The organism is Paenibacillus sp. FSL M8-0142, from assembly GCF_038597315.1.
Classification (GTDB): domain Bacteria; phylum Bacillota; class Bacilli; order Paenibacillales; family Paenibacillaceae; genus Paenibacillus_AQ; species Paenibacillus_AQ lactis.
Window position 1 is genome coordinate 4,343,347 of record NZ_CP152008.1, and the last position, 22,534, is coordinate 4,365,880.

Annotated in this window: 20 protein-coding genes; 5 read left to right on the plus strand and 15 right to left on the minus strand. The window is 55.9% G+C overall.

Features of this window, described 5'->3' with window-relative positions; genetic code table 11:
* The 4 genes from NSQ46_RS20085 to NSQ46_RS20100 are packed head-to-tail and all read right to left on the minus strand — an operon-like array spanning position 1 to position 3,760.
* Positions 1-1,482 (minus strand): sugar ABC transporter ATP-binding protein, encoded by a 1,482-nt coding sequence (locus tag NSQ46_RS20085; protein WP_251536940.1) that lies wholly within the window; start codon positions 1,480-1,482, stop codon positions 1-3.
* A gap of 15 nt (positions 1,483-1,497) precedes the next feature.
* The gene (gene rbsD, locus NSQ46_RS20090; RefSeq protein WP_007129679.1) at positions 1,498-1,896 is read right to left on the minus strand and encodes a D-ribose pyranase; all 399 of its coding nucleotides are present in this window, start codon (positions 1,894-1,896) and stop codon (positions 1,498-1,500) included.
* Positions 1,893-2,777, minus strand: a complete 885-nt coding sequence (gene rbsK, locus NSQ46_RS20095; protein ID WP_251536942.1) for a ribokinase — start codon at positions 2,775-2,777, stop codon at positions 1,893-1,895. Before rbsK ends, rbsD begins: the two co-directional genes overlap by 4 nt.
* Entirely contained in the window at positions 2,777-3,760 is a 984-nt protein-coding gene (locus NSQ46_RS20100; RefSeq protein WP_251536944.1) for a LacI family DNA-binding transcriptional regulator, read from the minus strand. The genes rbsK and NSQ46_RS20100 overlap by 1 nt, the downstream gene beginning before the upstream one ends.
* A 700-nt stretch (positions 3,761-4,460) precedes the next feature.
* On the opposite strand from NSQ46_RS20100, the gene rocF reads away from it, so the two are divergent.
* The 4 genes from rocF to NSQ46_RS20120 all read left to right on the plus strand — a co-directional run bounded on the left by rocF (position 4,461) and on the right by NSQ46_RS20120 (position 9,397).
* Positions 4,461-5,369, plus strand: coding sequence for an arginase (gene rocF, locus NSQ46_RS20105; RefSeq protein WP_340901013.1), 909 nt, complete (start codon positions 4,461-4,463; stop codon positions 5,367-5,369).
* Between the two features lie 93 nt (positions 5,370-5,462).
* A complete protein-coding gene (locus tag NSQ46_RS20110; RefSeq protein WP_342574480.1) occupies positions 5,463-6,665 on the plus strand; it encodes an ornithine--oxo-acid transaminase in 1,203 nt (400 codons plus the stop codon).
* 197 nt (positions 6,666-6,862) lie between these two features.
* On the plus strand, positions 6,863-7,783 hold the full coding sequence (locus tag NSQ46_RS20115) for a TIGR01777 family oxidoreductase (RefSeq protein ID WP_342574481.1): 921 nt from the start codon (positions 6,863-6,865) through the stop codon (positions 7,781-7,783).
* A gap of 177 nt (positions 7,784-7,960) precedes the next feature.
* Positions 7,961-9,397 carry a PLP-dependent aminotransferase family protein gene (locus tag NSQ46_RS20120; RefSeq protein ID WP_245256245.1) on the plus strand — a complete coding sequence of 479 codons (1,437 nt, stop codon included), beginning with the start codon at positions 7,961-7,963 and terminating at the stop codon, positions 9,395-9,397.
* A 199-nt stretch (positions 9,398-9,596) separates the two neighbouring features.
* On the opposite strand, the gene NSQ46_RS20125 is transcribed toward NSQ46_RS20120, so the two are convergent.
* From NSQ46_RS20125 to NSQ46_RS20160, 8 genes are all read right to left on the minus strand, one after another.
* Positions 9,597-9,785 carry a hypothetical protein gene (locus NSQ46_RS20125; RefSeq protein ID WP_007129672.1) on the minus strand — a complete coding sequence of 63 codons (189 nt, stop codon included), beginning with the start codon at positions 9,783-9,785 and terminating at the stop codon, positions 9,597-9,599.
* A 332-nt stretch (positions 9,786-10,117) separates the two neighbouring features.
* Complete coding sequence (gene dhaK / locus NSQ46_RS20130) at positions 10,118-11,884, minus strand: dihydroxyacetone kinase subunit DhaK (protein WP_028405246.1); 1,767 nt, start codon at positions 11,882-11,884, stop codon at positions 10,118-10,120.
* Between the two features lie 161 nt (positions 11,885-12,045).
* Positions 12,046-13,539: an arylsulfatase gene (locus tag NSQ46_RS20135; protein WP_342574486.1), complete on the minus strand. Its 1,494-nt coding sequence runs from the start codon at positions 13,537-13,539 to the stop codon at positions 12,046-12,048.
* A 426-nt stretch (positions 13,540-13,965) separates the two neighbouring features.
* Positions 13,966-14,556 carry a YdhK family protein gene (locus tag NSQ46_RS20140; protein WP_341341724.1) on the minus strand — a complete coding sequence of 197 codons (591 nt, stop codon included), beginning with the start codon at positions 14,554-14,556 and terminating at the stop codon, positions 13,966-13,968.
* A 152-nt stretch (positions 14,557-14,708) separates the two neighbouring features.
* Positions 14,709-15,047: a YolD-like family protein gene (locus NSQ46_RS20145; protein ID WP_341341723.1), complete on the minus strand. Its 339-nt coding sequence runs from the start codon at positions 15,045-15,047 to the stop codon at positions 14,709-14,711.
* Entirely contained in the window at positions 15,044-16,315 is a 1,272-nt protein-coding gene (locus NSQ46_RS20150; protein WP_007129667.1) for a DNA polymerase IV, read from the minus strand. Before NSQ46_RS20150 ends, NSQ46_RS20145 begins: the two co-directional genes overlap by 4 nt.
* Positions 16,312-16,695: a hypothetical protein gene (locus NSQ46_RS20155; protein ID WP_007129666.1), complete on the minus strand. Its 384-nt coding sequence runs from the start codon at positions 16,693-16,695 to the stop codon at positions 16,312-16,314. Before NSQ46_RS20155 ends, NSQ46_RS20150 begins: the two co-directional genes overlap by 4 nt.
* A gap of 219 nt (positions 16,696-16,914) precedes the next feature.
* A complete protein-coding gene (locus tag NSQ46_RS20160; RefSeq protein ID WP_028405241.1) occupies positions 16,915-18,216 on the minus strand; it encodes an NCS2 family permease in 1,302 nt (433 codons plus the stop codon).
* A gap of 125 nt (positions 18,217-18,341) precedes the next feature.
* Between NSQ46_RS20160 and NSQ46_RS20165 the strand changes: the two genes are divergently transcribed.
* Positions 18,342-19,052, plus strand: coding sequence for an SOS response-associated peptidase (locus NSQ46_RS20165; RefSeq protein ID WP_028405240.1), 711 nt, complete (start codon positions 18,342-18,344; stop codon positions 19,050-19,052).
* 109 nt (positions 19,053-19,161) lie between these two features.
* Here the strand turns inward: NSQ46_RS20165 and NSQ46_RS20170 are convergent, their stop codons facing one another.
* From NSQ46_RS20170 to NSQ46_RS20180, 3 genes are all read right to left on the minus strand, one after another.
* Positions 19,162-19,449, minus strand: coding sequence for a stage VI sporulation protein F (locus NSQ46_RS20170; RefSeq protein ID WP_007129663.1), 288 nt, complete (start codon positions 19,447-19,449; stop codon positions 19,162-19,164).
* A gap of 150 nt (positions 19,450-19,599) precedes the next feature.
* Positions 19,600-21,651, minus strand: coding sequence for an ATP-dependent DNA helicase RecG (gene recG / locus NSQ46_RS20175; protein ID WP_007129662.1), 2,052 nt, complete (start codon positions 21,649-21,651; stop codon positions 19,600-19,602).
* Positions 21,652-21,669: 18 nt separating this feature from the next.
* Positions 21,670-22,527 (minus strand): DegV family protein, encoded by an 858-nt coding sequence (locus NSQ46_RS20180; protein ID WP_007129661.1) that lies wholly within the window; start codon positions 22,525-22,527, stop codon positions 21,670-21,672.
* Positions 22,528-22,534: the final 7 nt, after the last annotated feature.

A 22,534-nucleotide genomic window follows, 5' to 3' on the forward strand; every position in this document is an offset into this window, starting at 1 on the left:
TTATTGTCCTCCTGTAGCTAGAGTCATGATCTGTTCCTGCGTTGCGTTCTCTCCGCTCACTTCTCCGGAAATCCGGCCCTCGTGAACGACAAGGATTCGGTCGCTCATGCCGAGCACCTCCGGCAGCTCTGAAGAAACCATCAGAATGGCTACGCCGCGTTCGGTCAACTCATTCATCAGCTGGTATATTTCCCGCTTGGCTCCGACGTCCACTCCCCGTGTCGGCTCGTCCAGGATGAGCACGCTCGGACCAATGCCGATCCACTTGGCGATGACGACCTTCTGCTGATTGCCCCCCGACAGGTTCCGGGCCGGCGTCTCGGTCGTATGGGTCTTGATCTGTAGGCGCTTGGTCAGCGTGTCCACAAAATCCAGCTCTTTCTTCGCCGATATGAACCCCTTGGACGAGAAGCTGAACAGATTCGTCAGCGCCATATTTTCGCGGACGGAGAAGTCCAGCACTAGGCCCTCATCCTTTCGGTCCTCGGTAATAAAACCGATCCCGTGCTTAACCGCGTCATCCGGTTTTCGGATATTGACTTTCTTGCCGCGCACCCAGATCTCGCCGCTATCAAGCCGATCCAGTCCGAAGATGGCCCGCATCATTTCGGTGCGTCCTGCGCCCATCAGTCCCGACATTCCGACGATTTCGCCGGCTCTTACCGAGAAGCTTACGTTCTCGAATTTACCTTTGCTGCTGATGTTTTTCACTTCCAGCACCACATCGCCTGGAACGGGATGCCGGGCCGGATAGCGCTCGGTCAGCTCCCGTCCGACCATCTTGCGAACAACCTCGTCGAAGTTCGTATCTGGAATCGGCTTCGTATCAACGGATTTGCCATCGCGCATGACCGTAATCCGGTCGCATATCGTAAAGATCTCTTCCATCCGGTGCGAGATATAGACGATGGAGACGCCTTCCTTCTTGAGCGAACGGATGACCTCGAACAGCTTCTCGATTTCCCGTTCCGTCAGCGCCGCCGTCGGTTCGTCCATGATAATGACTTTCGCCTTGGTCATCAGCGCTTTGGCGATCTCGATCATTTGCTGCTGGCCGACGGAGCATTCACCGGCCTCCTGGGTCAGTGGAATCTTCACGGATAATTTGCCGAACTGCTCCTTCGCAAGCGCCTTCATTTGCTTCATGTTCAAAAAACCAAGACCCGACGTCGGCTCCTTGCCGATAAACAGGTTGTCCAGCACCGTCATCTCAGGCCAGATGTTCAGCTCCTGATGAATGAAAGCGATGCCCTTCTCTTCCGCTTCCTTCGGGCTGCTGAAGTACGTCTCCTGGCCATCGATGACGATCGTGCCTTCGTCCCGGCTGTGCAGCCCGGTCAGGATGTTCATTAGTGTCGATTTACCCGCACCATTCTCTCCCATCAGGGCATGGACCTCTCCTTCCCGGAGATCAAAGTCCACGCCTGCCAGCACCCGGTTTGTCCCGAAGGACTTATGAATATTCTTCATCTCAATGTTCATGGTGCAACCTCCTTATTAACCGAAATGAACCCCCGCCTGTAAAATGCAATTCGCATACGGCTTCGCTTCACCCGTGCGGATGACCGCCTTCGCGTCTCCCATCAGCTGCTTGAACCGCTCATGCGGGCAAGCTTCAATCTCGCAATCCCGGAATGTATCATGTATATATTGCAGTGTTTCCTTATTTTCAGCCTTCATCTCTTCGGCGATCACTACCTTCTCGATGACCATGTCCTCCGCGATGGCATCCACGACCTCCTTGAAGCCCGGGGTGCCTAGACGCAAGGCCAGATCGATCTTCGGAACTCCCGGCGGCACCGGAAGCCCGACATCGCCGATAACGATACGGTCCGTATGTCCCAGATCGGCCAGCACCTTCGCAATATGGCTGTTCAGCATGCCGTTCTTCTTCATCGCAAGCTGCCCCCTTCCACTTCGCGGCGGGTCGGCATGCCGCCCTGTGCCCCGAACTTCGTTACCGACAAGGCAGCCGCCCGATTGGCAAAATCCAGGCTGTCCGAAAGGCTCATGCCTTCGGCAAGGGCCACCGCGAACGCCCCGTTAAACGTGTCGCCCGCGCCCGTCGTGTCGACCGCTTCGACCTTGTAGCCGGGAACAACAACCTCCTGCGAACCGTCGTAATAGCGTACGCCCTTCTTCCCTTCGGTCACAATCAGCTTGTTCGGATAACGCCGCAGCACCTCGCCGAGAGGCTCTTCGCCAAACAGAACCAACGCTTCGTGCTCGTTCGGCGTAATATAAGCAGCTTTCTCGATGACCGACTGCGGCACCGGCCGGGCTGGTGCTGGATTAAGGATAAGCGATACGCCGTATTTCGCACACAAATCGCTGACATGCACGACCGTTTCCTCCGGAATTTCCTGCTGGATCAGCACGATATCCGATCCTTGAATAACCTCGGCGGCCCGGTCAACGTAGTCCGGCGTTACCAAGTCATTCGCTGCCTTCACAAAAACGATGCTGTTATCCCCTTCGGCCAAAATAATGTGAGCCGTTCCGCTCTCCATATCTGTAACCGGTTCCACATAGTCGGCAACAATACCGTTCGCTTTCAAATTGTTCAAAATGACCTGGCCGAACGAATCGTCGCCTACGCGGCCGATCATGGTCACCTCGGCGCCAAGCCTTGCTGCAGCAACCGCTTGATTCGCTCCCTTTCCGCCGGGGACCGTCTTGAAACTGTCCCCGAGCACGGTTTCGCCTGCTCCCGGACGCTTGGCGGACGTTACCACCAGGTCCATGGATGCGCTTCCGATTACCGTTATTTTAGCCATTATGATTCCACCTTTCTCGTTGTCTGGCGCTCCATAAATGTGACGGAAAACTCGACGCTGCTTCGCTCCATCCGTTCTCCCTCAATCAGTCCGATCAGCAGCTTGGCCGCCTCCCGGCCCATTTCATAAGCAGGCTGATGAATGGTCGACAGCGAAGGGTACAGCAGGCTGCTGAGCAAAATATCGTCAAAGCCGATGATCTGCACGTCCTCCGGCACTCTCTTTCCCAGCCGATGCGCTTCCTTTAATACGGCGGATGCCAGGATATCATTACTTGCAATGACGCCGTCCGTATCGGGATACTGCCGGAACACTTCCTGGGCAAAGCCTTCTGCGCGGGATAACGAAAAGGATGTCGTCTTCAGCACCTGAAACGATGCGCCTTGCTCCGCCAATGCTTCGGCTGCCCCCTCAAAGCGTTCCTGCGCCGGCCGCACGTTCGCCGGACCTTGCATCAAGGTGATTGCCTTGCTGCCGCGGCGCACGATTTCCCTTGCCGCGATCCGTCCGCCCTCACGTCCATCGGCATATACCGACGGCCGGTCATTGGATGTCCGGTCCAAAAATACGACCGGTATGTTCAAATCCTGATACATGTCGGCGTCAGGATCATTGGTTGAGGAAATGACCCCCACCACGTTGTTCTGGATAAAGGTCTGGATGTACTCCATTTCCTTCTTCTTGCTTTCATCGCTGTTCCCGAAAATCAACCGGTAGTCGTTCTCCTGCATCTCATCCTCGACACCGCGGGCGAGCTGCGGGAAATACGGGTTCATAATATCCGGAAGCAGCAATCCGATTAGTTTCGATTTTCGTTTATATAAAGACCTTGCCACCTCATTGGGCGTATAATTCAACTCGCGGATCGCCTGCTCCACCTTGGAGCGGGTATCCTCATGTACGTAACCGTTTCCATTTAAAACCCGTGAAACGGTAGCGACCGAAACACCAACGTGCTTGGCCACATCTCGAATGGTCGTCATCTGCGTCATCACCTCATCCATGTAAACCGATGTGTAACCGGTTACAGGTATAGAATATCACAAACGCTTTCATGGCGCAAGCATTTTAACTCCGGGATTTTTTTACAGCGATTTCAGTCTATTGGAAATGTACTATTTCCCGCATTGCTTCACTCACCATTGTTTATTTGCAATCATCTCCCGTCCTGCTTCCTCTCCATGGATTACCGGCAGTCGCCTTCCGTCTTGTTCCCTCATCATCGCCTTCTGTCTTGCTCCCCACCGTCGCCTATCTGCGATGTCGCCAACTTCGATCGTCCTTTAGGCTGTCGCCATATTTGTCCTTTCGCCTGACTAACCGCCCAAGCCATACAGCTAGGCCAAAGCATATGATGCATGACAGGCAGCATTCCATCCCGCTCTTGCATCCCCGTCCCATTTCCGTGACTGCTCGTCTGCTCGCATGTACCACCTTACTCATTTTTTCGGATTCGCTTCGAGCGAACCGGAGGATGACCGAATCAAACGACTCAGGGGCGCTTAAATTTCTGCTGCGGGATGCGGGCTTGGTGCAGCATACGTATGCTACCCGACGTTGGGCCGCAGCATGCCGCTGCCAAGGCTGGTCATCGCGGGGTGCAAACAGCGATCAAGGCGTCTTGACCCTCAGAACCAGCCAAAACCAAAAACCGTATCACTCATGACGGGAGGTGAGCATTGAATGACAAATCATCGATTCTCCCAAGTATCCGTCTTTTCCGTTCCGTTCGACCGGGGTGCCGCACGCAGGGGCGCCGCCCAGGGACCGGAGGCCCTGTTCCGGGCAGGCTTGGCGCGCAAGCTCCAGGCGCTTGGCGTCCAATATATCGCCGAACGGCTTGCTCCGCCGCCGCATGCTAAAGGCACGGCACGAGACGCCCGGCTAAAAAATCTACACGAGGTCCTCGCCGTAAACGAAGCGCTGACCGCCAGAATCCACGCTGCAGCGGAAGCCGGCCACTTCCCCCTTGTGCTCGGCGGCGACCACAGCATCGCAATCGGCACCCTTGCCGGATTAACCCGGCACTATCGTCAGCTGGGGGTCATCTGGATGGATGCGCATTCCGATCTGAACACGCCGGACACAACGCCCTCGGGCAATATTCACGGCATGTCGCTGGCTGTCGGCCTTGGGAAAGGCGACGCCCGGCTGACCGGAATCAGCGGCTACGGCTCTTTTATATCGCCTGAGCATGTTGTGCTTATCGGAGCACGGTCTCTTGACCAGGGCGAGCGGGAGCTGATCCGCCGCGAGGGCATCACCTGCTACACGATGCAGGATATCGACCGTCTGGGCATGTTTCGTGTCATGGAGGAAGCGATTCGCATCGCATCTTCCGGAACGGATGGCGTCCACCTCTCCTTTGACATTGACAGCGTCGACCCATCGATCGCTCCGGGGACCGGGACGCCGGTGCCGGGCGGCCTCAGCTACCGGGAGGCACATCTTGCGCTGGAAACGCTGCATGAAGCCGGAATCCTCGTCTCCGCCGAGTTCGTGGAGAGCAATCCGCTGCTGGACTCCGGCCAGCGTACGTCCCGGCTCCTGGTTGGACTCATATCCTCCCTGCTGGGGGAACGAATTCTATAAGCTTTACGACGTATTACACCGGAGAAGTAAGTGTATGCAGGCTGGCACTGACCGTCTGCATGCTCTTTATGGCCCGAAGGAGGACGAAAAAGCATGCACCGCAGTATATCCCATATCGAGCGGTCCGAAAGGTTCGGCGCCCGCAACTACCACCCGCTTCCCGTCGTCGTGACGAAAGCGGAAGGCGTTCACGTCACCGATGCCGATGGCAATACCTATATCGATATGCTTAGCGCATACTCCGCCCTAAATGCCGGTCACCGCCATCCCCGGATCATTCAGGCGCTTAAGGACCAAGCGGATCAAGTGACTCTGACCTCGCGCGCATTTTATAATGATCAGCTCGGCTTCTTCTATGAACGTTTGTCTAGCTATACCGGCAAAGACTTGATTCTTCCGATGAATACCGGAGCGGAAGCGGTGGAAACGGCCCTTAAGGCAGCCCGCCGTTACGCGTACCGGAACAAGGGCATCCCCGAGGATCAGGCCGAGGTCGTCGTCTGTGAAGGCAATTTCCACGGCCGGACGATCACCATCACCTCCTTCTCCTCGTCGGAGGAATACCGGAAGGAGTTCGGCCCGTTTACGCCGGGATTTAAGCCGGTACCCTACGGCGACCTGAATGCCTTGGAGCAGGCCATCACGCCGAATACCGCCGCATTTCTGGTGGAACCGATCCAGGGCGAATCCGGCATCATCATCCCGCCGGACGGCTACTTAAGGGAAGCACGGGAGCTATGCAGCCGCCATCGCGTCCTTCTGCTCGCCGATGAGATCCAGACCGGCTTCGGCCGGACGGGCAAGCGGTTTGCCTGCGACTGGGAGCAGGTGGAGCCGGATCTTTACATCCTGGGCAAAGCGTTAGGCGGCGGCGTGTTTCCCGTCTCAGCCGTTGCAGCGGATCAAGACGTGCTTGGCGTCTTTGAGCCCGGCTCCCATGGCTCAACCTTCGGCGGAAATCCGCTGGGCTGCGCCGTGGCGATCGCTGCGCTGGATGTCCTTGAACAGGAAGAGCTCGCGGAAAGGTCACGGGAGCTTGGCGAATATTTTGCCGGCAGGCTGCGCACAATCCAGCATCCCGATTTAAAGGAAGTACGGGGAAGAGGCCTGTTCATCGGCATGGAGCTTAACGTTCCTGCACGGCCGTACTGTGAACGGCTCATGAAGCTTGGCATTCTGTGCAAGGAAACCCATGAGCATACCATCCGCTTCGCTCCGCCGCTCATCATACGAAAGTCCGAGCTGGATCAGGCATTTGAATGTGTCAGACAGGCCTTTCAGGATACGACCCCATAATTTTGAAGGCGCACCGCCAAGCTTTGCCGTTAGCGCGTCACGCCTTTGCCTTTTGCCTTTGCAAAATGCAGCCCGTTCGCAAGCAACCTCGCCGACCTAACGGGCTGGCGGACGGGCCTGCCGCGGTTGATTGCATCCCCGCCGTCATCTATGATGAAATCAGATCGATAAGGGTCAGATGAAGGAGGCGGAAATTCATGCGTTATGCAATATGCGGAGGCACCGGCTTTATCGGGCAAGCGTTATCCAGACGCTGGTTAAGCGAAGGACATGAGGTTATCATCGTTACGAGATCGCTCCCTGACGCGGGACGCCAGCTACCGATTCAGCACAATCAAGGGCAATTGTCTTATCTCACCTGGGATAATATGAAGGACAGCCCGGAGCGGTTCGAGCATCTGGATGCGCTGATTAATCTGGCCGGAGCATCGCTCAGCCAGCGCTGGACGGAACGCGGGAAGAAACGGATTATGGATTCCCGGCAGCAGACCGTCTTGACCGTGGCTGAACTTTTGCACCGCCTGAAGCATAAGCCGTCCGTCGTTGTCCAAGCCTCGGCCATGGCCATTTACGGCACATCTGAAACGTTGACATTCGATGAAACCAGCGCTGCTGCCGTTCAGGATTTCCCGTCCCGTGTCGTACAGCAATGGGAAGCAGCAGCGGACCGCATTCCTGCCGAGCGCTTGATCAAGCTTCGCATCAGCGTCGTTCTCGGCAATGAAGGCGGCGCTTTTCCGAAGATGCTGCTTCCCTATAAGCTCGGGGCAGGCGGCAAAATCGGAAACGGCAAGCAGTGGTTCTCCTGGATTCATATTGACGACATGGTTGGCTTGATTGATTACTGCATCCGCCATGACGATATATCAGGCCCGGTTAATGCCGCCTCGCCGCATGCCGTCACGAATGACCAGTTCGGGCGAACGGTCGCCAGCGTGTACCGCCGGCCGCATTGGTTTCCCCTCCCTGCTGTTCTGCTTAAGGGGGCCCTCGGCGAAATGTCGCTCATTTTGCTCAAGGGCCAGCGCATCGTACCGGCAAAAGCGCTGAACCACGGCTTCCGATTCCGGTATCCCGAGCTTAAAGCGGCCCTAACGCAGTTAAAGGCGCAGAAATAGCTTCCTCCCTGCTCATCGTCTAACTTACCAAGCGCGTACCTATGAGGCCAGCCAATATGCAGCAACCTATATGGAATTTGTCATCATTATGTTACATATTGAAAAGCGATGAGGCTTGCGAAGGATGGTATGATAACAAAAGCGCCGCAACCATCTTCAACCGAAAGGATGAACAATTTGTGGGAACTTGATCGGACCAGTGCCAAACCTCTCTATAAACAGATCGCCGATGAACTGGAGCAAAAAATCGCTTACGGCGAGTTCCCGGCCGGCAGCGTGCTTCCGTCGGAACGAAAGCTGGCGGATCAGCTCGGTGTCAACCGCAGCACCGTGGTCTTGGCCTATTCGGAGCTTCGCTCGCTGGGAATTCTGGAGAGCCGTCCAGGCAGCGGCACGCGAGTCAGCGTCACGAAGTGGGGCGTCACGCCAAAGCATACGCCGAATTGGCACCGTTATGCCGAAGGCGGCAGCTTTCTTCCAAGCCCGCCCTTTTTGCGCAGAATCCGCGAGGCGCTTGAGCTCGATCCTTCGATGATCGATTTTGCAGGCGGCGAGCTTGCCGCCGAATTGTCGCCGCTCGAGGAGCTTCATGCCATCATGAGCGAGAAATGGCCCGTGATGTATCTTGGATACGACAACCCGCAGGGCTATGAGCCGCTGCGGGATACGCTCGTTTCATTTTTGCGGGAATACCGGGGCATCCATACGGCGGCATCGTCCATTTTAATTACATCAGGGTCCCAGCAATCGCTGTATCTCATTACGCAATGCTTGCTCTCGCCGGGGGATGCGGTTGCTATCGAAGATCCTTCGTACTGCTACTCCCTGCCTATGTTCCAATCGGCCGGGCTGCGCTTGTTCCGGCTTCCCGTCGACGAACAGGGCATCCATCCGGATGACATTTACGAGCTGTATCATAAACACCGCATCAAAATGATTTTTCTCAATCCAAACTTCCAGAATCCGACGGGGGCCCTGCTCTCTCCGGAAAGAAGGGAGCGGCTGCTGCATATTGCAGGCGAGCTCGGACTGCCGATCGTTGAGGATGATCCGTTTAGCATGACAGCTTATGACGGAAAGCCAGCGCCCTCTTTGAAATCTGCCGACCGCGCCGGCTCCGTTCTCTACATCGGCTCCTTCTCGAAAATGGCGGCGTCCGGACTGCGCGTCGGCTGGATGGTGGCCCCCCATTCGATCGTCAAACGGCTCTCCGACGCGAGGCAGCAGATGGATTTCGGATTAAGCGTCGTCCCCCAACAGGTAGCGGCCCAATTTTTGAACTCCCGCTATTTCCTCCCCCACATCGACCGGCTGAGGTCCAGATTGCGCCATAAACGCAATTTAACGATCGCCGCACTGGAGCGTGAGCTCCCCGGCATGATTCGCTGGAGACACCCGGAGGGCGGACTGCATCTGTGGTGCACCATCGCGCCCGAGGTGAATGACGGCAAGCTCCTTGAAGCCTGTATTCAGCGCGGCATGGTTTTCGTTCCGGGCAGTGTCTACGGATCTGCCTCCGGCCACGTGCGCTTCACATACGGCCGGGCGAATACGGAGGATATCCCGGAGGGCATCTCCCGGTTCGCCGCTGCCTTAAGGTCCATCTTAAACTGAGACCTCGCCTACTACGCTGACCACGCATTACAGTAACCGCGCAATGATGTAACCAACGCAACGATATAACCACGCAAATGACGTAACCACGCAATGACGTAACCACGCAATGACGTAACCACGCAATGACGTAACCACGCAATGACGTAACCACGCAAAAGGCTCCCGGTGCTTGACCGGGAGCCTTGCGCGCCTATCGTCATTTAAAGATCAGCCATATCGCGATGAACGCAATGATGGAAGCCAGATAGATAATGAGCAGCTTCGTTAGATTTTTTCGGGTTTTGCGCATATAGTTCGGATTTTCTTTCTGGTTTTCCTTGGACAATCCCACCAGCAGCGTGGATACGCCCCCGATGATTGCCAGGGCGATCACGATGATGTACATAACCAATCCCCATACAACCCCATTCGATTATTCATTGTGACCTAACCCCCCATGGAGCGGCTCCATGAGTTGATCCGGCGATTTACTTTCAAGTTTCATTATAATGAACAAACGGGACCCGCACACCATCCAATTGCCAGGCAGTTGCTCCCATCCAATTGTGCCCGGCCTATTGTGCTCACCGTCCCCATGCATCCAGCGCTCTGCTTCCTTGGGATTTTTCGTTTCGGCCCGGCAGCAGATAAATACCAGCCCCGGAAGAATACATGCTCAACCCCAAGAAATTAAAGAGCCGAGGTCGTCTTTCCATGCCTGGGAGAAGCTGCAAGGGGCTATTTCCGAAAAGACTCAGAGAGCGCCGTAAATATGACGCCGAGCGCATGGGCACCAGCGTCGGGATACCCGATGCTCCGCTCGCCGACCGTGCCGGCCCGTCCCATCCGCGCTGCGAAAGTTTCCGTCCGCTTCGCGCCTTCCACCGCAGCCCGGGCCGCATTCACGCCGGCTTCGATCAAATCCTCGCCGGAGCCTGCGCTCGCCTTCCAGGACTCCGCATAAGGGATCAGGGCATCCATCAGCGTCTTGTCGCCGACGACGGCTCCTCTGCCGAAGGATCGTTCCCCCGTCTCCTGGATGCCCTGAACGACCGCAGCCAGCATATCGGCGATTTCCGATACGGTCAGCTCCGTACGGCTGCCGGCGTATTTGCCCGCTGCGCGGAAGGCGGAGCCCCATATCGGACCGGATGCTCCTCCGCAGTGCTCCATAATGACCAGCGAGCATGCCCCCAAGAAGCTTCCCATATCTTTCGCCTGGGATAGCAGATCGTCCCATTCGGTTTTGAGCTGCTTGAAGCCTTTGGCCACGCTCATGCCGAAGTCGCCGTCACCTGCATGGGCATCCAGCTCGCAGAACGGAACTTCATTCTCAATAATGATTTCGCTCATTTTATCGATTGCATAGATCAGATTGTGAAGCGACAGACGGTCTTCTTGAATGACCGCATATGCCTCGTCGGTTATCGTCCGGAACGATACCGGCTTCGTGCTGTCCTTCTCCGCCGCTTCTCCGATGTAACGGACCGGATAATGATCATGCAGCTCCCGGACGACGAGGGCCGGCGTGCTGCATTCCGCGCTCAGCCAGCGCTTCCGTTCATCATTTAAGTTCATGATGGATAGCGAAGCGCCTGCCATATCAATGCTGGTCATATAGTTCCCGACAAAAACCCGGTATACCGCCACATTCAGGCGATGCAATTCCCGCATAACCGCATGGTTCAGCAAGTAAAGCTCCTGGACCGGGGTTCCCCCGAATCCGTTGACCAGCACGGCAACCTCTTTCACGGAAGCGCCCCCGGCCTGCAGGCTTTCCAGCAGCTCCGCTACCATCCGCTTCGCCAGCTCATCGGCGGACAGCATCTTTTCCCGCCGGATCCCCGGCTCGCCATGGATGCCGACCCCATATTCCATCTCCTCACCGCCAATGGAGAAGGTCGGAGTGCCTTTGGCAGGCACCGTGCATGAGGTGAGCGCGAAGCCGATGCTTTTGACGTTGGCAATCGCGCTTTGCGCCGCGGCCTTGACCTCTTCCAGAGACAGCCCGGCCTCAGCGGCTGCACCGGCGATTTTATGTACCAGCACCGTTCCTGCCACGCCTCGCCGCCCTACGGTATACAGGCTGTCCTCCACGGCGATGTCGTCATCAACCTTGACGTAATCGACCTGAAGACCGTCCTCGCCGGCCAGATGAGCGGCATTCTTGAAATTCATCATGTCTCCGCTGTAATTTTTAATGATCATAAGCGTTCCCTTGCGGCTTGCCGTTGACTTGAGCGCCTGATATACCTGAATCTGGGATGGCGAAGCAAACACGTCGCCGCAGACGGCCGCGTCCAGCATTCCCTTCCCTACAAAGCCGGCATGCGCCGGTTCATGGCCGCTGCCCCCGCCGCTGATCAGGGTGACTTTATCCTGATTAAGCTCCCTTTTCTTAATGAACGTATATTTCGGGTCAAACTCCAGCTCCGGATGAGCCATGACAAAACCGCTGCACATTTCCTTGACGAGGTTCTCCGGTTTGTTCATGATCTTTTTCATTGTATCGCATCCTTTTCTATCGAAATTCAGCTGCTCCAAGCGACATGACCATACTGTCATTATACATAAAGTATACCTGAAGTGCGTGCAGGCCCAGGGAACCCTTCACGACTTTGCGTCATTTTCGGATGACGGATTCGAAAACATGCGGGCATTCAACCTCACACCCGGATATGCGACAGCACGGCTTTCGGCTGGCGGCCTGCAATGAGCTTCCGGCCATCCGTATAGCCCTCTTCGCGCCCTTCCAGCTCCCGAACCAGGACGGATCGCCAATGATTGATGCGCTCCTGATGCGGTTCATCCTCGATTGCATTGTGAAGCTCCTGCGGGTCATGCTCCAGATCAAAGAACTGCTCCTCGCCGGTTTGGGAATACCAGATGAACTTCTCCTTCCCGTCCGTGACCCAGTGGCTCGACTGAAGCCCTTGAGCATGTTCTCCATGCAGGTGGCTGCGCCAGGCCACGGCTCCTTCCTTCCCTCCCTGTTCTGCCGATGCGAGCCCCCAGATGCTCTGTCCTTCCACCGTATCCGGGACAGGCGCACCGGCTGCTTCAAGCAGCGATGGCATGATATCCCGCAGCTCCACCAGTTGATCCGCCACCAGGCCGCGTTTTAATCCCAACCGGTTCCCCGGATCGTTTACGATAAACGGCACATGGGCGCTTCCTTCGTACGGCAGAGATTTTCGGAACAAATGGTGGTCCCCGAGCAGCTCGCCATGGTCGGAGGTGAACACAATCACCGTATTGTTCAGCTTCCCATATTCGTGCAGCGCTTGAAGGAAACGGCCGATCTGATGATCCAAATGCGTGATCAGGGCGTAATAGGCCGCCATTGCTTTACGCAGACGCCGTTTGGGCACGATTCCCCGCCCCGTGACCGGGGAAAGCCCCGCCTGAGAGACATCCTCCTTCTCTGCCCAATCTCCAACCGGCGGCTCCGGTATTTCGGCTTCCTCATACAGGTCCAGATAGGCCTGCGGGGGATCGAATGGCGGATGCGGGCGCACGAAGGACATCCACAGGAAGAACGGCTTCCCGGGGTCCCGGCGCCGGAGGAAATCAATGGATTGCGTGACCGTCCAATTGGTCGGATGCAGCATTTCGGGCAGATGCCAAGGCCGGGCGACCGTCGATGCGTTGCAGTCAAGGCCGAGATCGATCAGATCCGCACCGGGTACCCGCTCGCGAAGCCACGGAACATAATCGTCGACTTGATCGTAGTGCTCCCGCATCGGAATGCTGTGATTGTTGCGGTTATGGTGCAGATACCCGTCGTGGAGGACTACGTTATGAAATCCCATCAAGCTGCGCGCAGGATACACATGCATTTTACCGACGCACTGCGTATGATAACCCGCTCTCGCCAGTTCTCCAGGCAAGGTTCTCTCATAATTCCAAGGGACACGGTCCTGATATCCGACGCGGCCGTGAGTTCGCTGCGATTGTCCGGTAAAGATGGCTGCACGTGCAGGCACGCAGGTCGGCGTAGCGGAATAGGCGCGGCTGAACCGTACGCCGTTTCGGGCGAGCTCGTCCAGATTGGGCGTCTCGACGATGGGGTGGCCTGCAATGCTAAGACAATCAAAACGCATCTGATCTACCGTAATCAACAAAATATTAGGTCTTTCTTGGCTTTGGCTCGAATGCATTCCATTACCTCCCTCGCGTATGTACTTCTAAAACGCTTTCAATTTCATTCACCTTCATTAAACCTTCGTTTGGATGAAAAGTAAACCTATATTCCTGATCTTGCCGTGACCTAGGGTGCTTCCTGATCTTTTCGTGACGCAGCAGCTGTTTGGTTTGGTTCCATCCTCGTCCGGCGTCTAGCTTCCAACGGCCTCCGGAAATATCGGCTTTAAGGTGACGGACTCGGGAGGTGTCAACGAGCTGGTAAACGAACAAAACGGACACGCCGCAGCGAGCCCGTTCCTAGAGCGTGGGCGTGCAAATGACTGCAATTGACTGCAATGACAACCCATTTGCCACGCCCTTACTATCGATGACTTCCATTCAGGAATACATATTACCTCATCACATGCCGGGACTTCCGCCATGCTTCTGAGCATGCCAAATCATGATTGGACCGGCGATAATTCGCTTTCCGTCACCCATTTATGATTCTTCACTTCCTCGCCGCCTGTCGTTGGCGTGAAGTCAACCATATACACCGTCGTTTGCTCGGCCGAATCGATCCTCGCGGTTGCGCCCTTCATCCCTTCCATGTGGTCTGCATTGACAACGACTTCCGTGCCTGGCTGCAAAGGTGGCGCTCCCGGGTTCTGCAATTCTTCGTGAATGACCCACTTATGATTCTTGACTTCTTCTCCGCCGGTGGTCGGCGTGTACGAAATCGTATAAACCGTTGTGTCGTAAGCACCGACAATCGTTGCCGTTGCTCCCTTCATGCCCGCCATGTGATCGGAGTCTATCACGGCTTGCGTTCCTATGCCATAAGTCGGATTCTTGGCTTCCTTCAAGCCTTCAGGCACCTCGCCGGAACCGGAATGGTTCATTTTGCTGTGGTCCATCTCCCCCGCATGGTCTTGCTTTCCTGCATTGCTCGTTTCGCCGTTCGTATTTGCGTTGCCGCAAGCTCCCAGGGCCAAGAGCAAGAAAGCGGCAATGAGCCCTACAATCATCGGTTTTAATCCTTTTTTGAACATGGTTCCAAAAACTCCTTTCGATCCGTGATGCTTACGATCATATCAACCAGTTGTGAAGAACCTGTGTAGCTCGTTCAATTTCATTTCTGCCCGCTATAATTCTAGTCATACCCAAAACGGCGGAAGGTAATCTGCCGCCGTCCCAAACCAACCTATCTGACGGATACGATCTCATCGATCTTTATCCATTCCCACTCCCCGGGTCCGAGGGCCAGCTTGATCTCCCGTCTTTGAGTCAGCACGGTTGTAACGACTCCGGTGAGCTCAACATCCTCGTATTCATCGTAAAGCTGTAACGTAATGGTCCGGTGCTCATGGAAAGACTCGGCCAGCATGCGCTCGATCAGCTCCATTTCCTGCGGATCCAGGTTCGGCTTATCCTTTCTTCCCTCTTCAAGCTGCTGCCGAATAATCGTCGCTTTGTGCTCGGGCAGCATCATGCGGCTGGATTCCCACAGCCCGTTGCCTTCCAGCTTTTTTCGTGTTGTCATCTAAAGTGTCCTCCTATCTTAGCTGAACGATCCAGCGCTTGGCCCGCCTCCGTTTTGGAGACGGCCCGAATGACGATGCTATCCCCATACTTGCGCTTTAAGGCATCGGTCACCCGCTCAAGCGCCATCGATTTCTCGCGCCCCATATCGAACAGGGACAATTGATATTCCGTATCCGGGGTAAGCTGCGATAAACTGACGCCCACCCTGCGGATCGGCAGGCCGTCCCAATACTTCTCCAGCAGCCTGCACGCCCAGCGGTAAACTTGATTCGTAATGTTGGAGGGATCCTCCATCTTCATTTGCCGCGAAAATCCCGTAGGGCGGTCAAAGTCCGCTCCCATGCAGCCGACGGTTACGACATGGCCCATAAAGCCGAGTCCGCGGCATCGCTGGCATACAAGCTCCGTCAGCTCGAGCAGCACGACCTTAATCTCCTCCAGCCTGCCGTAATCGCGGGGCAGGGTCATCATATGACCAACCGACTTAGGATCAACCTGGTGCGTCCCCGGACGTACGGGACTATCATCGATCCCGTTGGCAATTCTCCAGTACAATTCAGCCTGGATATCCGAGTTTTTCCCGAACTTCCGCCGCATCATCTGCTTGAGCTTAGGGAGAGGGGTCTGGGCAACGCTGCCGATCGTCGGCAGCCCCATGACATTGAAATGCCGGGTCATCCTGCTGCCGGCCATAAACATCTGGTTTACGGGAAGCTTCCACAGCGTTTCGGCAAGATTTTCTTTAGGCAGGGTGTAGATTCCGGATGCGGATTTTTTCGCGTAATTGTCGCAGGCGGTCTTGGCGAGGATTTTCGTTTCGGAAATTCCAAAGCGTGTATACACCCCTGTCGCATCCTGGACATGATCCTGAATCATTCGGGCAAGCTCCTCCGGCGTACAGCCGTATAAATGCAAGCTGCCCGTCACGTCAAGGAACTGCTCGTCGATGCTGTACGGCTCGACCAAATCGGTATAGGACTTATAGATCTCCGTGATCTGCATGGAGACATCGATATACCTCTGCATCCGCGGCTTGATAACGACGACGTCCGGACATTTCGCGAGCGCCTCCCCGAGCCTCTCGGCTGTCGTTATGCCTCTCTTCTTAGCAAGCGGGCATGCCGCCAGCACGATGCCGGACCGTCTTTCCGGATCGCCGGCAACGACTAGAGGTCGGTCTTTATATTCCGGATGCTCCGCCTTCTCCACGCTCGCGTAAAACGACTGGCAGTCCGCCAACATGACAACCCGTTTGGCCGGCTTCATGACAGACACCCCTTGTCTGCGATTTTCAAGCCCAGGTAGCTGTACGACCGTTCCTCGATTTCCGCCTCGATCAGCCCCCACAGCATGGACAGCTTATGGCGGTACCCTCTGCACATAAATTCCACTTCAATCCCGAGTCGGGTCTTTCGGTTGTCGTACACCTTTAAGCCGATCTCCCGCATATTCCTTCGAGCTGCCGTTAAATCGGCCAATGCCGCCCTCTCTATGCGCTCGATCATAACCTTGGTCAGCTCTGAGGTCTTTAGATCCGACCGGAACAGAATGTCCCGGTCATGTTCCAGCACATCGAGCAATAACGGCAATAGAGCGTAGTCCTTTACCAGCTTGGTTTCGTCTGACTTTAGCCCAATACTCAACATCACTATCCACCTCGTAACGGGAACGTTTGTTTGTATTATATGCGAACATTCGTTCTTTTATCAATGTAAATTTAACCCTGTTGTCCCCCAAGCGCCCCGGAACTTTAGCGGGATATATTAAACTTTCGCAACGAACGAAGCCCCTCCGGCGCGCAAGGCCGAAGGGGCTTGGTTAAGACAAACGGACCATCAAGCAAGGTGGTCCTGCCGGGCAAGAAGTCAATGCGGAACAAAAACAAGCTGCAGGACAAACAGCACGGCAAAAATATACATAAGCGGGTGAACGGCTTTCCACTTGCCCTTTACGATTTTCATCAGCGGGTACGAAATGAACCCGAACGCAATGCCGGTCGCAATGCTGGACGTGAGCGGCATCGTGAGAATAACGAGGAAAGCCGGGAACGCCTCGTCAAAGTCCTTCCAATCGATATGGCGGACATTGCTCAGCATCAGGCATCCGACCACGATCAGCGAAGGCGCCGTAATCGCGGACAAGCCGGCGACGGCACCGATGAGCGGACTGAAGAAGGCCGCCACCACGAACAGGAGCGCCACGACCACGGACGTAAGGCCGGTCCGCCCGCCTGCGCCAACGCCAGCCGCCGACTCGATATAGGCGGTTGTCGGACTGGTGCCGACCATCGAGCCGGCAACGGTCGCCACGGAGTCCGAGAACATCGCACGCTCGGCACGGGGCAGCTTGTTATCCTTCATAAAGCCGGCCTGTTCGGCAACGCCGACGACCGTTCCGGTCGTATCGAACAGCGTGACGAGCAGGAAGGAGAATACGACTGCATACAGGCTGTGGGAAATAACATCGGAAGCCGCCGTGATCGGGTTCCATACGAGAATCCCTTCAGGGAGCGTAGGCGCCGACACGACACCGTTCGTAAACGACAGCATTTCCGCAAAATAAGCAATGATTCCCGTAATAATCATCCCGATAAACAAAGCGCCCTTCACATCGCGGGACAACAGCACCAAAGTTACGACCAAACCAACCAGTGCGAGCACCACGCTGGGCTGATGCAGGTCACCGAGCGCCACCAAATTATCCGGATGCGCTGTAATGATACCGCTCATCCGCAAGCCGAGGAAGGCAATGAACAACCCGATTCCGACGGTTATCGCATGCTTCAGATTCGCCGGGATCATCTCGATCAGCCTGCGCCGAAGAGTCGTCATGGACAGCAGCAGGAACAGGATGCCCGCAATGAACACCGCCGAGAACGCTTCGATGTACCCAAGTCCCGCATGCCCCTGAACGACCGAGTATGTAAAATACGCATTCAGCCCCATCCCGGGTGCAACAGCGATCGGATAGCGCGCAACAAGCCCCATCAGCAGGGTACCGATCACGGCAGCAATGATCGTCGCCGTAAAGCTCTGCTCAAACGGCACACCGGCCTCAGACAATATGAGCGGGTTCACCACCGTAATATAAGCCATTGTAAAAAAGGTCGTAATACCGGCAACCACTTCGGTCTTTACCGAGGTGCCATTAGCTTTTAAATCAAACACAAAATATCCTCCATTTCTAATGCTCGTAACATGAGAGAAGCCGGAGCTTCTTGGGAATGCGATCCCTGCATGGTATACTCAACTCAAACCGATGAATTCGCTAGTTGAGGAGGCCGAAATAACCAATGTGCGGACGTTTTACGCTCACCGTCACCTGGGAAGAGCTGATGATGAGGTATATGCTCGATCCCGAGTCCGTCTCTCCCTTTCACATGCCGCGCTACAATATTGCCCCGACGCAAATGGTAACGGCCATCATCCATGACGGGCGGTCCAACCGGATCGGCCAGCTGCAATGGGGGCTCGTCCCATCGTGGGCGAAGGACCCCTCCGCCGGCAGCAAGATGATCAATGCGCGTAGTGAAACGCTTGAGGAGAAGCCTGCTTATAGGATACCCTTTTATCGGAAAAGATGCCTCATCCCTGCCGACGGATTTTACGAATGGCAGAAAACCGGCGAAGGAAAGCAGCCGCTTCGCATCAGCATGCGCAGCGGCCGCATCTTCAGCATGGCCGGGCTCTACGACACGTGGATCACGCCGGACGGGCAGAAATTAAGCACCTGCACCATCATTACGACAGAGCCCAACACGCTGATGGAGCCCATTCATAACCGGATGCCTGTCATTCTCCGCCAAGAAGACGAAGCGCTATGGCTTGACCGGAGCGCCGCCCCGGAGGGAAGCGATGCAGGCGCATCCTCCGCGCTCCAATCGCTTCGTGCGCTCCTGAGGCCCTATCCCGCTGAGGAGATGGAGGCCCATCCCGTCAGCACCATCGTCAACTCCGTCAAGAATGATACGGAGGAATGCATCCGCTCGATAACAAGCAGCTGACATCCCCGCAGCGTATGGATCCAAACGCGCAAGAAGCCCCCGGCTCAGGAGGAGACCCTCCTGCGGGGGCTTCTTCTTATGCTGAAATCTCCCGATGCATGCTCAGTTTTTAACGGAACATCCCCCACAGCTTGATTAAATGAAATGTATTGTTCGGATCGATGCGCTGTGCAAGCACGAATTGAACGATCTGCTGTTCCTGTACGGAGCTCAGCTTTTCATTTAAGATGCCGCTGGCGGTTCGCACCAATTGATGCACCTTCATGCTGTTCTGCAGATCCGCTTTGGTCAAGCCCTGCGTCAGGCCCTTGATTCTTTCTTTGACGAGCGGGTTTTTCATCTTAAGCTTGATGCGTTCCACCAGCTGCGGACTAATCCCGTACTGCTGATAACTCAATGGTAAGGCACCTCCCGTAATAATTGCTGTCGCCTTTTTTGAGTATATGACGAAGGCCCGTCCATTGTGCCAACGGATTCCCGCATCCTGCTCCTGCTCCCGCTCCCGGCCGGGGCTGCTTCTCTTCTTCGAGCTTGTAAGCTCTTAGGATTAATCCATAATATCGCCTTGAAAAATCTTCTCCTGCTGCAAATAATCCCGCAGCGGCTCGTACTCGGGGGAGGTCCAGAAGGAGCTGTCGCTCACCAGAGCGGCCGCATCATCCCTTGCCTCCTCCACGACTTTGAAATCGGCCACCATGTCGGCCAGACGGAATTCCGGCAGACCGCTCTGCTTCGTTCCGAAGAAATCCCCCGGACCCCGCAGCTCCAAGTCCCGCCGCGACACCTCGAAGCCGTCCTCCGTTTCGGTCATCACCTGCATCCGCTCCTGCCCTACCTCGGACTTCGGATCCGCGACCAGCACGCAGTACGACGCATGCTGACCACGGCCGACCCGGCCCCGCAGCTGGTGCAGCTGCGACAAGCCGAAGCGGTCGGCGTCCATGATGACCATCAGGGTGGCGTTCGGCACATCGACGCCGACCTCCACGACCGTGGTCGAAATTAACAGCTGCACTTCATTCTCATAGAACTGGCGCATCACTTCATCCTTCTCGGCGGGCGTCATCCGCCCGTGCAGCAAGCCGACCCGATAGCGCGGGAACGCCTGCTGCATCTGGACATGCAGATCGATCGCATTTTGCACATCCAGCTTATCCGACTCCTCGATCAACGGCGCGATCAGATACGCCTGCCGGCCCTGATCCACTTCCCTGGAGATAAAGCCAAGCACACGGTCCATCAGATCATGCTTGACCCAATACGTGGTGATCGGAATGCGCCCTTTCGGACGCTCCGACAGCGTCGACACATCCATATCGCCGAAGGCGGTAATAGCCAGCGTCCGCGGTATCGGCGTTGCGGTCATCGTAAGCACATCGGGATTGTAGCCTTTACGGCGCAGGATGCTCCGCTGATTGACCCCAAACCGGTGCTGCTCATCGGTGACGACAAGACCCAGCTGCCGGAAAAATACATCGTCCTGGATGAGAGCATGCGTGCCGACAACGACATCCGTCAATCCCATCTGGAGCGAGGCCAGCAGATCCTTGCGCTTTTTCCCCGTCACGCTTCCGGTAAGCAGGCCTACCGTAATGCCGAACGGCTCGAACAGCTTCTGCAGGGAGCGCATATGCTGCTCCGCCAAAATTTCGGTCGGCACCATCAAGGCCCCCTGAAAGCCGGATCGCACGGTCGTATACAAGGCGATAGCCGCAACGACCGTCTTTCCCGAGCCGACATCTCCTTGAAGAAGACGGTTCATGCAATAAGGAGAGCGCATGTCATGCAAAATCTCCAGCTCCACCTTCTTCTGCGCATCGGTCAGCTCGAACGGCAGACTGCGCACGAATTCCCGGATGGTGGCATTATCGGCCGTATGAACCACCCCGTCCATCCGGCCGCGGTTCAATGCGCGGAACGCCTGCATCTTCAGCTGGAACAGAAACAGCTCCTCATATACCATCCGGCGCCGGCCTTCCTGTCCTTCCCTGGAATCGACCGGCTGATGGATCGTCATAATCGCACGCTTCCGCGGCATCAGATCGTACTTCTGCAGCAGCGATTTCGGCAAAATTTCAGGGATCATCTCCCCGTACTGCTCCAATGCCTGTCCCATCGTCTTGCGGATCCAGGACTGCGTAATTTTCCCGCCGATGGAATAGACGGGCTGCAGTGTGCCGCTGCGGAATGCCCCTTTATCAGGGAATTCGGACTCGGAGACGGTCAGCTGCATTCTCCGTTGATCCCACTTCCCGGTCAGCACGATTTCCCGCCCGGCGGTCAGCTGGTCCTTCAGAAAATGCCGATTGAACCAGGTCGCCGTAAACATCCAGCTCTCAGCCAGCATTTTGCAGGTCAGACGGGACTTTCGCCCGTAACGCTGCAGAACGGGAACGCTGGCGACTTTCGCCTGGATCGTGATTTTATCCCCGTCCTTCACTTCGCTTAAACTCCGGAGCCGGTAATCCTCATACCGGAACGGATAATATTCGAGCAAATCCTTAACCGTATAGACGCCAAAGGCGTGAAGCTCCCCTTCTTTCAGAGCGCTCACGCCGTTGATCTGTCTGACGGATATGGAATCGAGTTTGAGACTCATATCTATCATCTACCTCACTTAAGCAGGCCAAATATAAGCTGCAATCGTTCCCGGCCCGACATGCGTGCCGATCACGGGTCCGATTTCGGAATATACGACATCCTCCACCGTGAACACCGCTGATAGCTGCTGCAGGAAATCCTCCACCAGAGACCGGTCGGCCGTATGTCCCACAGCCACCTTGATATGACGAACTCCCGGCAAATCCTGCTGAAACAGCTCGATCATGCGGGCGGTCGCTTTCTTGCGTCCGCGAACCTTCTCTACCGGAAAAATAATGCCTTCATCATCAATGGACAAGATCGGTTTGATGTTAAGCAGCGTACCGAGCACGGCCGAAGCCTTGCCGATCCTTCCGCCCTTCTGTAAGTACTCCAGCGTATCGACCAGGAAATACAGTCTCCGTTTGCTGCGCAGCTCCTCCAAGGAGGCCACGATATCCGCAGCCGCCGCTCCCTCTTCGGCAAGCCTTGCCGCATGTACGACAAACAGGCCGAAGCCGTAGGAGGCGGACTTGGAATCCCATACGGTTATATCCGCATCCCGCTCAATGAGCGAGGTCGCGAGCAAAGCGGACTGGTAGGTGCCGCTCAGTCCCGATGAAATGTGTATTGATATAATCGAGCAGCCCGGATACCGGTCCAGAATGGATTCATACACGGCAACGAAATCCGCCGGCGACGGCTGGGAGGTGGTCGGCAGCTGCGTTGATTGTATCAGCTTCTTGTAGAATTCCCCTGCCGATATTTCAACACCGTCCAAATAGGTCTCTTCCCCGAACATCAGTCTCAGCGGCACGATATGAATGTTGTGCTGCTTCACCAGGTCTGCCGGAATATCCGCTGTGCTGTCTGTCACAATCACGGTCTTATTCACCGGAACC